The organism is Candidatus Neomarinimicrobiota bacterium (assembly GCA_016784545.1).
Taxonomy (GTDB): Bacteria; Fidelibacterota; UBA8477; order UBA8477; family JABMPR01; genus JABMPR01.
The window spans coordinates 1-12,716 of sequence record JADHUM010000080.1 but is presented as its reverse complement, the minus strand read 5'-3'; the positions used below and the strand labels follow the sequence as shown (position 1 = coordinate 12,716).

The 12,716-nt window shown below is 44.3% G+C and carries 11 protein-coding genes; all 11 read left to right on the top strand.

The genetic code is table 11. The features are described from left to right. Positions 1-122: 122 nt before the first annotated feature. Complete coding sequence (locus ISR87_14565; GenBank protein ID MBL7026663.1) at positions 123-314, top strand: hypothetical protein; 192 nt, start codon at positions 123-125, stop codon at positions 312-314. A 105-nt stretch (positions 315-419) separates the two neighbouring features. Beyond that, positions 420-1,250: a PhnD/SsuA/transferrin family substrate-binding protein gene (locus ISR87_14560; protein ID MBL7026662.1), complete on the top strand. Its 831-nt coding sequence runs from the start codon at positions 420-422 to the stop codon at positions 1,248-1,250. After that, positions 1,247-2,704 (top strand): hypothetical protein, encoded by a 1,458-nt coding sequence (locus ISR87_14555; GenBank protein MBL7026661.1) that lies wholly within the window; start codon positions 1,247-1,249, stop codon positions 2,702-2,704. The genes ISR87_14560 and ISR87_14555 overlap by 4 nt, the downstream gene beginning before the upstream one ends. A 1-nt stretch (position 2,705) precedes the next feature. Continuing rightward, positions 2,706-4,058 carry a sigma-54-dependent Fis family transcriptional regulator gene (locus ISR87_14550; protein MBL7026660.1) on the top strand — a complete coding sequence of 451 codons (1,353 nt, stop codon included), beginning with the start codon at positions 2,706-2,708 and terminating at the stop codon, positions 4,056-4,058. Between the two features lie 292 nt (positions 4,059-4,350). Then, a complete protein-coding gene (locus ISR87_14545) occupies positions 4,351-4,950 on the top strand; it encodes a hypothetical protein (protein ID MBL7026659.1) in 600 nt (199 codons plus the stop codon). A 3-nt stretch (positions 4,951-4,953) separates the two neighbouring features. Further along, entirely contained in the window at positions 4,954-5,418 is a 465-nt protein-coding gene (locus ISR87_14540) for a CYTH domain-containing protein (protein MBL7026658.1), read from the top strand. A 17-nt stretch (positions 5,419-5,435) separates the two neighbouring features. Continuing rightward, positions 5,436-6,986: a tripartite tricarboxylate transporter TctB family protein gene (locus ISR87_14535; protein MBL7026657.1), complete on the top strand. Its 1,551-nt coding sequence runs from the start codon at positions 5,436-5,438 to the stop codon at positions 6,984-6,986. Positions 6,987-7,039: 53 nt separating this feature from the next. Further along, on the top strand, positions 7,040-8,479 hold the full coding sequence (locus ISR87_14530) for a tripartite tricarboxylate transporter permease (GenBank protein ID MBL7026656.1): 1,440 nt from the start codon (positions 7,040-7,042) through the stop codon (positions 8,477-8,479). A gap of 142 nt (positions 8,480-8,621) precedes the next feature. Beyond that, entirely contained in the window at positions 8,622-10,295 is a 1,674-nt protein-coding gene (locus ISR87_14525) for a Na/Pi cotransporter family protein (protein MBL7026655.1), read from the top strand. A 9-nt stretch (positions 10,296-10,304) separates the two neighbouring features. Further along, entirely contained in the window at positions 10,305-12,071 is a 1,767-nt protein-coding gene (locus ISR87_14520; protein MBL7026654.1) for a Na/Pi cotransporter family protein, read from the top strand. Between the two features lie 10 nt (positions 12,072-12,081). Next, positions 12,082-12,716 (top strand): hypothetical protein (locus ISR87_14515; GenBank protein MBL7026653.1); only part of this gene is annotated, 635 nt, incomplete at its 3' end.

Here is a 12,716-nt window from a genome sequence, read left to right as displayed (position 1 = left end):
GTGGACTTTTCATCCTCCAGGATATGGAAAAGTTTAAGCAAATGAACCTGCAAACAGGGAATAAGGTGCCGACACTGGCCCAGCCCCACCAATAGTTAGCCCATAAGGATAGGAGTAATAACATGGCGTGGATATTCAAGTTTGAACTTGATAAGTATGAAATTGAAGACCTCAAAATCGTGCTTGAAAAACTGAAAAAAAAAGATGTACGCAAAGTGGAAGTCTCAGTAAATGGAGATGTCCGGAAATTAGCCACAAACATGTTGAAGGCTGTCTATGATCAGGAGGACTTTTTTAAGGATGATCGTTGGTAAATCGGTCTGCTTAATCTTATAACTACCGTGAAAAACATTAATCCCAAAATTTTTCTACCTGTTCTATTATTCCTGGTATGTTTTGGAATTTCCTATGTATTCATCATGGATATTGAAACGCCCATACCTGAGCCAACACCTCAAACTGATGAGAAGATAGAGACCATCTATTTTGGAGTTATATCCAGATATTCACCCCGATCCATAGTGAGCGGATATCAACCGTTAATGGAGTACCTGACAAACAATACACCCTACAATTTCAAATTGAAGCTCAGTCGCAATTATCTCGAAACTGTGGACCAACTGGCCCGTGGTCGTGTTGATTTCGCTTCACTTGGGAACTATACATATATCCATGCCCATAAGAATCATGGGGTCAGGTGTATCGCGATGCCCATTAATAATGATGGCAACATCGAGAATTATGATGATATCATCGTTCCCCAACATTCAGATATTCAAAATCTTTCAGAGTTAGCGGGAAAATCGTTCGCCTTCGCCTCAAAGCAATCTTTTAGCTCCTGGATGGGGATCTGGATGCTGAAGCAAGCAGGTGTGGAATTAACAGATTTATCTCACTACGAAAATTTGAGTTATCATGATCTGGTCGCAGAAAAAGTCCTCAGAGGCGATTTCGATGCTGGTATGGTTAAATCTGTAGTTGCACGAAACTATGCGGAATCTGGGATTCGTATTTTAGCCAGATCCCCAGCCATTCCCAGTGTTCCTCTGGTGGTAGCAGCTCATGTTGATACCTCACGTATTCGCTTTGTTCAAGCGGCCCTGTTAAAATTAAGCTCACTCATAGATAGCGGTGAGATATCAACCTCGGGATGGGATACTGAGGTTGCCAATGGATTTGTAGCCGGTCATGATAGTCTTTTTAATTTTCCCCGGCAGCTCTTAGATGAGATAGATCAAAAACTGCGATGAAACTCGTTTCCAGCATCCATGATAAATTAGTTTTCAGGATTGGATTAAGCCTTTCCATCGTCCTGTTGATACTCTTCTTCGCCATCATGACATCACAAAAGGAAGCTATTATCTCAAAGCATAGAACTGTTGCCACAACAATGGTTCAAACCGCCATCATTCCCATCAATGATGCTCTCTACCTTGCCGGTACTGAAAACGATGATTTTTTGCAATCCTTTCTCAAGAATTTTGTACAGGAATATCAAGGCGAGATTAAATTTGCTATTATCCTGGGTGAAGGAGGGCGGGTGATTGCCCACTCAGACATCTCACAGATCAACAAGATCTACACAGATGTTTATAGTAATTCCGCGCTGGGGTCCCTTGATCCCCAATTTCATATCTATCAAGATGGCCTATTTGCGGGCGTAATGGAAATATCAGCGCCCCTTGGCTTAATCACCCTTTCACATGGTGCCGTAAGATTGGGTCTCGATTCTCAGCCATTAAAAAGTGAACTACGCAGTACCACGCTTTTTATCATTGGTATGATTCTACTAACCCTGGTGCTGGTACTTTTTATTGTCTTAGGAATCAGTCGAAATGTTACCCGGGGATTGAGGTATACTACCGAAGCTATCGATGCCATTGATTTCCAGACCTCCGAGCCCCTCGAACTTCCAGAATCAGATGATGAGATAGGCCTGCTAAATGACCGATTTAAGCGACTGCAGGAGCGCCTCATTCATGCCCGGTCGACCATGGAGGAAACCAATAATAATTTAATCCAAACTGAGAAGCTGGCTGCCATGGGTCGCATGGCTGCCGGTGTGGCACATGAAATCAATAATCCGCTTCTCGGTCTAAAGAATTGTCTTCATTTATTGAAAATCGACCCGGATAATCAGGCTGATCATATCAGGCTTCTAAAAGATGGTCTTGATCGAATAGAAGTTATTGTTTCCCGTTTGTTAGAGGGTGCGCGCAAAAAAACCGGCACCATTAAGGACTACGATTTTAACAGAAGTGTGAGAGATATTTTGAATTTGGTGGGTCATAGACTCTCCAAGGAAAAAATCATCACTCAGGTTCACCTGGATGACACTATACCTGATGTCCATAATAATAAATCCGGGTTTGAAGAAGCCCTCCTTAACATTTGTATGAATGCTCTGGATGCCATTGGCAGTGTGGGGACCATTCGCCTGGAAACAGAAGCAAGAGATAAAATTGTTGCAGTCATTGTGGGAGATTCTGGTCCAGGAGTTGCCAGTGAAGAAATGTCAAGCATGTTTGAACCCTTTGTCACTTCAAAGGAAGTAGGGCAGGGGACTGGATTGGGCCTCTATGTGTCCAGGGAGATTATTAGGGCAATGGGCGGAAAAATAAGTTACGCCACAAGTACTCTGGGCGGAGCTGAATTTACGATTGAACTTCCAATCAAGATTGAGGCAGTCGAGGAAACGGAATAACATGTTAAAAATATTACTCATTGAAGATGAACGCATCAATCGAATCACACTTCAGAAGCTATTGGAGCACGCCGGTCATGCTGTTACCTCTGTAGAGGACGGAAAAGCCGGTCTGGAGGCCGTTCAAAGTGAAACCTGGGACGTAGTTCTCACTGACTACCGACTCCCTGGTGCAGATGGCCTGGAGATCCTGGAGGAAGTCAAGCGGGTTTCCCCAACGACACAAGTTCTTGTTATGACTGCCTTTGCCACGGTTGAGAATGCATTGACAGCCCTTAAAATGGGTGCCTTCGACTATCTCACAAAACCCTTTGATCCAGATGAACTATTCCATCACTTGGCCAGAATATCCGCCATACGCTCGTTGAATTCTGAGAATGAGGTATTGAGAGCTTCACTGGCAGATCTGAAAGTTTCGCCAGATCTGATTGGTCAATCTGATATTATGCGCGATCTTTTTGAAAAGGTGAAGATAGTAGCTGAAAGCGAGCATACGATCCTGATACAGGGAGCCAGCGGAACAGGTAAAGAAAAAATCGCCAATGCGGTGCAGTCATTGAGTCAGCGACGAGAAAACCCCTATATAAAAATTAATTGCTCAGCCCTCAGCGAGACACTTTTTGAAACCGAAATGTTTGGCCATGAAAAAGGGGCTTTTACTGGCGCAGTAAAACGGTCCATCGGTCGTTTCGAAAGGGCCAGGGGTGGAACGATACTTCTGGATGATATTGATGATTTAAGCTTACGTTTACAAACCAAACTTCTCAGAGTGATTCAAGAAGGTGAAATTGAGAGAGTCGGGGGAACCGAAGTAATACCTGTAGATGTTAGAATCCTCGCCGCTACCAAAATTGATTTGAAATCCCTGGTTGAAAAGAAATCATTTAGGGAGGATCTGTTTTACCGCTTAAATGTTATCAGACTTATTGTTCCATCTCTCAATGAGAGAAAGTCGGATATTCCTTTACTTGCTCATTTCTTCCTGTCCAAACTGGATGCCCATAAACAGCTGTCACCCGAACTGATTAAGTACCTCATGGATCTGGACTGGCCAGGAAATGTGCGGGAGTTGGAACATGTTATCATGCAGATGTCAGTATTTTGCCGAAAGACGGTCATAGATTTGGATGATATCCCTGACTCATATCTCCCGCAACAAAGAAAAAGTGATGCAAAGAAGGATGATGGATCATCTCTGACCGATCAGGTGAACGAGTTTGAATTGCAGATAATCAATGCGTGCATGGAGAAATATCAAGGGAATCAGCAAAGGGTAGCCGATTCATTGGGAATCCCCAGAACCACTCTAAGAAGTAAATTGTTGAAATACGGTCTTATCGATCCAAAAGAATAATTCAATATTATACTTCATAGGGCCAGGCGAAGCAGGCATCTCCCGCTAACAAAAATCCAATATAAATTGTGTAAATTACCGTCCTGGTAACTCAGAAGACGACGATATTTCGTCTGGAGTGACGATATCTGGTCTTTGATTGGGTGGTTGCTACCAGATACCCCGGATCCGTTCAAGGTATAAGTACAGTATAAACAATAGTAAGGATACATAGAAATTTTGTGGCATGGCATTTGGATTACATAAGGGCTGCAATTAAAAATCAGATGCATCAATATAAGGACAACAAGACATGGCAAAGATTGAATTAGGCAAGATTATCCCAAGATGGGAATGGCGAACTTTTGGTGAAGCATTTGGTGTTGCTGAAGAGAATATCAAAGCCCACGAATGCACGCGAGCTCTGGAAAGTAGTGAAGTGTACATCCTCTCTAAAAAAAGTGGAGAGAATATTAAGATTAGAGACACGCTCATGGATATTAAGGTATTGAGAAATGCTGAGAATGACCTGGAGCAATGGTTCCCCATCATGAAAGCTACTTTTCCAATTGGAGCTGAAGAAGCTGCGGAAGTCTTTAAGGCCGCCGGTGTCGAGGTTGAGTTAAATGCAGCTGATACCTGGGAATATGATGCCTTCATTTCCAAAATGGTGGATACCAATTCTGATCTCAAGGCTGTTGGCGTTTTCAAAAAACGTTATGGCTACATGATTGAGGGGGCAACTGTTGAAATTGCCGACCTTACCATTGATGGAAATGCAATCAGAACAACCGCTGTTGAAGATGCTGATCCTGAATTGGTTACCAGACTGGTTGCAAAACTTGGTCTTAGTGAGTACGAAAATATCAGCTATATCAAAGCCATGCGCCGCATGGTCGGATTTGAGGATTAAACCATGGGACAAGAGATCGAACGTAAGTTTCTGGTCACAGCTGCGACATATCGCGAACTAGCCAAAGGTACCCATTACAAACAGGGATATCTGAATAGTCAAAAGGAACGCGTAGTACGCGTTCGTACAATTGACGAAACAGGCTTCATGACCATCAAAGGTATCACTAAAGGTGCTACCAGGCTCGAATATGAATATGAGATACCCGCCAAAGATGCCGATGAACTGCTTGACCTCCTTTGCGAACAGCCCATTATTGATAAACATCGCTTTAAGGTGAAAATGGGTGAATTTGTGTGGGAAATTGATGAATTCCATGGGGAAAATGAAGGACTCACCGTTGCTGAAGTAGAAATTGAATCTGAGGATCAGGAATACCCAAAGCCTGACTGGATAGGAGAGGAAGTCACTGGAGACCCTCGCTATTACAATTCGAATTTAATCGCCAATCCTTACACAAAATGGTAATTGACCCCTCGTAACTTATGAAACAAATGCTGAATGACACCAAGGTGAGAAGAACCCTCCGGGTAATCGGTTTAATTTTACTCGTTTTGGCATTTCTAATCATGGTACCTTCAGCAAGGGCAGCCTTCCCAGAGAAACCAATTAAAATTGTGGTATACACTGGTCCCGGTGGACTTATTGATATCAGTGCTCGAAAATTTGCCGGTATCGCTGCAAAATACACTGATGTCAATTTTGTAGTCGAGAATAAACCTGGAGCTGGTGGGATAGTCGCTCTCAAAAAGGTTATTCAAGCCCCTGCAGACGGCTACAATCTATATGCCTGTACAAAATCAAATATAGCCAAGTTCGTTCAGGTGGGCGGTGAGGGCTATCTCGATGCTCTACACTGGACTGCCATGCTCATGGCTGACCCGGAATGCGTCATCACCAATCGTAATCTGGCTATTTATGAGTGGCAGGATATTGTCACAGATGCGCTGGCAACTCCTGGGGAACAAACCTGGGTAGGTCCCGCTGCCGGGGGACTGGATCATGTCACAGCCTTAAAGATATGGGACAAATATGGGATGGAAGCCAAGTGGATTCCCTTTAAGAGTGGGGGTAAAGCACTGGCTGCACTGCTGGGAGAGCAGGGGGTGGCTTACGTGGGTAATCCGAGGGATGCCCTGGGAAATCCTGATCTTCACATTGCAGCTGTTTCCGCACCCCAGCGTCTAGATGCGTTTCCCGATGTACCGACCTTCACCGAACTGGGCATGCCAGACTTGGAAAATGAGTTCATGTGGCGAGGGTTTGCGCTTAAAAAGGGAACTCCAGATGATGTTATCGAATGGTATGATGAACTCTTCAAAAAAGTTTCCGCAGACCCCGATTGGCGTAGTTTCTGGGCCAAAGGTGGGATTGATGTCGCTTATGTTGGCGAACCTGAATTCTCGAAGCTCGTTGCAGAAGATGCTGAAGTCTTTGAGTACTATTTAAAAAAGAGTGATATTCTTCCTGGTGATGCCGTTGGATTTATGGCGAAAATGGCCAGTGGAAATGCCTTTATTGCACTTTCGCTAATCCTTGTATGTATTTGGTTATCAGGCTCATACATGGTTCATAAATCCCAATACTCTGCTATATTGGGAAGAGTTCTGGTTATCGGATTCTTCTTAATCGTGAGCATTCTTTTTCTGCTGCAATCAATGAATTTCCCAAGCAGTTCAGCTGTGGGACCGGCAGCCGTTCCCAGGCTTTGGATATTGATGCTCATCCCTCTGAATTTATTACTCTTGTTTAAAACGATTCAGAAAAATGAGGAGGTCGCAGAGACTGGCCCGCGTGTTGATATAGTACTGAGCTTTGTTGGATTTCTAGTTGCCTATCTGTTTGCCATGCAAGTATTTGGCTATTTCCTCAGCACATTTGCATTCATCATCGTAAGTCTATACTACCTAGGATATCGTAAATGGCGCAACACATTCATTATCGCAGGTGCCTGGATATTATTCTCTTATCTCGTCTTTTATAAAACCCTATACGTTCCCCTTCCCTTGGGAATGCTATTCGAAAACCTCTTCTAAGGATCCGAGCAGTGGAATTACTAAGCAATTTAGGAGACGGTTTAGCATTTGTTATGGGCGTGGTCCCGATTTTGACCATCACCCTTGGTGTAGCCATGGGAATTGTGGCTGGTGCTACTCCTGGATTATCACCTTCAATGGGTGTTGCATTATTAGTACCGTTTACTTATGCCATGTCTCCCACACTGGCATTGATTCTTCTCGTGGCTATTTACATTGCCGCAAATTATGGTGGCTCAATCACAGCAGTCACCATAAATGCTCCTGGTACACCTTCGTCCGTCGTTACAGCCTTTGATGGCTATCCACTCACGAAGAAGGGTAAGCCGGGGCTGGCTCTTGGTGTTTCTTTGGTTGCTTCCACCGTCGGAGGCATTATCGGAACGCTGATCCTGATCTTCTTTTCAGGACCCCTGGCAAGATTTGCGTTGAAATTTCATCCTGCAGAATACTTTGCCCTCGCTATTTTTGGTCTCACCACCGTAGCATCTCTTGGAGGAAAAAATTGGATAAAAGCCTTTATCGCGGCAATGTTTGGCCTCTTGTTGAATACAATTGGTATCGACCCCATTTCAGGTGTGAGTCGCTTCACTTTTGGTATTTCATTTCTTTACGATGGATTTGCCTTGATCCCGGCTTTGATCGGACTTTTTGCCCTCAGTGAAATATTCAAGCAACTGGAGAGTGGGGATTTTACCAGTCAACAAGTAGAGGCAGGTAAGCAAGAGTGGCCGACTGCCAGTGCCTATTGGAAATTAAAGAACACCATATTTCGTTCTTCACTCATGGGAACCATCATCGGGATATTCCCAGGCGCAGGAGCAACCATTGCTGCTTTCATTTCTTATGATGTCGCCAAACGAGTTAGTAAGCATCCAGAAGAGTTTGGACATGGGAGTCTGGAGGGGGTAGCAGCCGCTGAAGGCGCTAATAGCAGTTCTGTGGGTGGTGCACTTATTCCATTACTCACACTGGGCATACCTGGCAGCGCATCCACTGCTGTGCTCATTGGTGCCTTGATGATACATGACCTGACACCTGGTCCACAGTTGTTCATCTCAAATCCTGATATTATATACGGGCTGCTCGCCAGTCTGCTGTTTGCAAATATTATCCTGCTTGCGCTTGGTTTCTTTGGAAGCCGTCTATGGATAAAAGTGACTACCATTCCAAAAACCGTATTATTCCCACTCATTTTTGCTGTATCAATTATCGGTAGTTTTGCTGTGCGCAATTCATTCTTCGATGTGGCAGCCTGTCTGGCATTTGGAATTTTTGGATGGATTCTTCGCCGATATAACTATCCAGTTGCCCCCATTATTCTTGGAATGGTCCTGGGAAATATTGCTGAAACAAATTTTATTCGTGCCATCATGATGGGCGGATGGACGGTGTTTTTTACTCGTCCCCTAAGTTTGGGAATGCTGGTCGTTGCGGTTGCCAGTTTTGCTGTACCCTTAATTCAAGCTCGAAAACAGAAAACCAGCTCATAGAGCTAAACGGAGGCTTTGCTACTTGTACTTGTTGACCAAATTAAGACCCCTGCTAATTTTACTAACTTTATTTACCCTCAATTCCAGATTAATAGCTGCTGATGGTCATGATCAGTCAGAGATATCATGGTGGCTCCTGATAATGACCCTGCTTGGCGGACTCGCTCTATTCCTATATGGAATGGAAAAAATGAGTTCAGGTATGAAGAAGGCAGCTGGGGATAAAATGCGCTCGATTCTTTCAGCTCTGACGAACAACCGCTACATGGGTCTCATGGTAGGTGCTTTTGTCACGATGATTATCCAGAGCAGTAGCGCCACCACTGTTATGCTGGTAAGTTTTGTCCAGGCTGGCTTGATGACATTTGTTCAAAGCTTGGGTGTGATATTGGGTGCTGATATTGGTACAACGGTTACGGCCCAACTTGTAGCTTTTAAGCTCACCGACTATGCACTATTGATGATTGCCCTGGGTTTTGCGGCTATGATGTTTGGGAGAAACGAGAATCAGAAGAATATCGGTGAATCCATTCTGGGATTTGGTATTCTATTCTATGGCATGAAACTCATGTCAGACGCTATGTATCCGTTGAGAACTTATGAGCCCTTTATCACCACACTTTCACATTTAGAAAACCCCCTGCTGGGTCTCCTGGTTGGAGCGGCATTTACTGCTTTAATCCAAAGCAGTAGTGCTTTTACGGGTATTATCATCGTGCTGGCGCAACAGGGTTTACTGAGCCTTGACGCAGGTATCCCACTCATTATGGGGGCTAATATTGGGACCTGTATTACGGCAGGATTGGCCAGTATAGGTGCATCCAGGGAGGCAAAGCGCGTTGCTATGGCCCATGTCATGTTCAAAATCGTGGGTGTCTTGTTATTTATTTTCTGGATTCCGTGGTTCGCTGATATCATTCGTGCCATTTCACCAACCTCCACCGAATCAGGTATGGCCAATTTAAGTGCAGTGGTTCCTCGCCAGATTGCCAATGCCCATACCATTTTCAATGTTGGGTTGGCCTTCGTATTTCTTCCCTTCACTGGCATCTTTGCCAACATTATCCTGAGGATATTCCCGGATGTTGAGGACGATCGGGATCTTACTATTGCCACCTGGCACCTTGATGAGTCTGCCATTGAGACCCCTGCCATGGCATTGGATCTTGCCAGATCAGAAATAGCTCGCATGGCTAAGATTACCGGTAGAATGCTGGACGGATTCATACAGCCATTTCTCGAAAACGATCCTGGGCAGGATAGTGTGCATCCACAACTCACCGTCATGGAAGGCATCGAGATGAGAGAGCGGAAACTGGATTTTCTGGAAAAGAAAATAAAGAAATATCTGCTTCAGATCGGTCAGGAAGAACTCTCAGACACCCAGATTGCTGAGGTATTTAGTATGATCACCATCTCCAGTCAAATGGAAAGTATTGGCGATGTTATGGAGCGCAATTTGAGACCGCTTGTAACCAAAAAGCGTGGGCTCCAGCTGGATTTCTCTGAGGAAGGCAAAAAAGAACTTATCAAATACAATACAAAAGTATGCAAACAGTTCAGTCGTCTGGAAAAAACATTTTCTGAGCTAGATCCCAAACGCGCTAGAAAGGTAATGGTCAAAGAGGAAAAGTATCTCAACCTGGAAGCTCAATACCGGGAATCCCATTTCCAGCGTCTCAATGCGGCCCGTGAAGAATCGGTGGAAACTGACGCCATTCATACAGAGCTGCTGGAGATGATGAAGCAAATCAATCTCCATACTGGTGAAATAGCAAAGATCATCCTTGAACTTTCTGACCATGAGGATGCTTAAGCTGTCTTTATGAGATATCTTTTACCCATATTGTTACTCTCAGCCAAGCCCTTGCTAGCTGATGACCATAAAACTACACAGATCGAATGGTCATTTCTGGTCATGGGATTACTTGGGGGTCTTTCACTCTTCCTCTATGGTATGGACAAGATGAGTGATGGCATGAAGAAAGCCGCAGGGGATAGGATGAGAAACATTCTCGCCGCCCTGACCAAACATCGTTTGGTAGGACTAACTCTCGGTGCCTTCGTGACCATGGTCATTCAAAGCTCAAGTGCCACCACAGTGATGCTTGTCAGTTTTGTACAGGCTGAGCTAATGGGTTTTGCTCAATCACTTGCGGTGATTATGGGCGCAAATATTGGAACCACGATTACTGCACAACTTGTGGCTTTTAAGCTCACTGACTACGCCCTCGCCATGATAACCGTAGGCTTTCTCATGAATCTGCTGGCAAAACAGGAATCATTGAAGCATTTAGGTCAGGCTTTATTGGGTTTTGGTATCCTGTTTTTTGGTATGAAACTCATGTCTGATTCTATGAAGCCGCTCCGGTCCTTTGAACCATTCATTGGTTTGATGGAAGGGCTAAATAATCCCATCTATGGTTTGCTTATCGGTGCCCTCTTTACTGGTCTTATTCAGAGCAGTAGTGCCTTCACAGGTATTGTGATCGTCCTCGCTCAGCAAGGTCTACTTACTCTGGATGCAGGTATTCCCCTGATAATGGGTGCAAACATTGGAACCTGTATTACTGCAGGTCTGGCAAGTATAGGAACAATCCGGGGAGCAAAGCGAGTAGCTATTGCACACGTCCTGTTTAATGTTGGCGGCGTGTTCATCTTTATCTGGTTTATTCCTCAATTGGCAGATCTGGTGAGGTGGATGTCACCAGTGTCAGATGCAACGGGTATTGAAAAACTAGCCCTTGAAACGCCTCGGCAGATTGCCAATGCCCATACCATCTTCAATATTACTGTGGGCCTGGTTTTCCTTCCTTTCACAACCATCCTGGCAGCGCTCATAATCAAGATTTTACCTGATGAGGAGATAGAAAAGGGAATTATGCCTGTGACCTGGCATCTTGACAACTCTCAAGTCTCTCACCCAGCTATTGCCATTGAATTAGCCCGAACTGAAATGCTACGGATGATCAAAATTCTTGGGCGCATGCTTGATGTATTTTTACGACCTTTTCTGGGAGACGAAAAAGAACCTGATAGGTTCTATCCCCATTTATCTCTCATGGAAGGGATAGATATGCGCGAGGCCAAGATTAATTTTCTTGAGCAAAACGTCTCAAAGTACCTATTTAGCATCAGTCGGCAGGAATTGAGTGATCATCAGGCAGCAAAAGTATTCAGCATGATGTCCATGGTAAAGGACATGGAAAGCATTGGGGATATCATCCATGGCAGAATCAAATTACTGGTGGAAAAGAAACGGAAACTAAAAGAACCATTCTCGGAACAAGGGCAGAATGAATTGACTGATTTCCATGTGAGAGTGATGAAGCAAATCTCCCGTTTGAGAAGCGCTTTTTCCAAAGAGAAATCCAAAAAAATTGAGAAAGTGATCCGAAAAGATCGCAAATATAGAGACCTTGAATCAGAGTACCGATTGAGACATCTCGAGCGTGTGAAGAGCGAAAGGGCTGAGTCCGTTGCTACCCATGATCTTCACATGGAGCTTATGGATCTGCTGAAACAAATCAACGTCTATACTGGCGAGATAGCCAAAAACATTGTTGTCATTGAAGAAACTGAAACGGAGTAAGGAAAGCATTATGAGTTTTACAGTGAAGTCTATAACCATCTTACTGATTGCAATATTTCTTGCATCTTGTGCAAGTATGCAACCAGCAATAGTTGAGGAAACGCCAGTCGAGACAGTTGAACCTGTCGCTGAATATTTCCTCAATTCAAGCGAATACAAACTCCTGCTCAACCCGGAGATGTTTGGTGACTATGAGAAGGGCTTCGCTGAGTATTGGCAGATTGTTCAGGAAGTAGCGGCTGCTGAGGGTATACCCATACTGGCAAAAGAAAACCCACTAAAACTTTCTCACAAACAGGTCTCCTTTTGGGATACAGAAGGTCTTGACCTCCGCAAGAACAGTTTTCTGTTACGCAGGAAATCAAAATATAAGGGGGGAGATATAGCCCCGGGATATGAATTTGGACTGAAATTTCGTCAGCCCGACCCAGCGACAACCCTGTCCAAGGATCTGAAAATGACCGATGGTTATATTCCCAAATTCGACCGAATTGAACTCGAGTCTGACATAGTGTATTATTCTGCAAAGAATGGTGCGGAAGATGTCACCTATGCCGTTTCAAATTCAGTTCAACTTGACGATATGCCCTCAAACATATTGGCTGGTTTTGCAGAAATCTATCCAGTCCTCACCACACTTGGTAT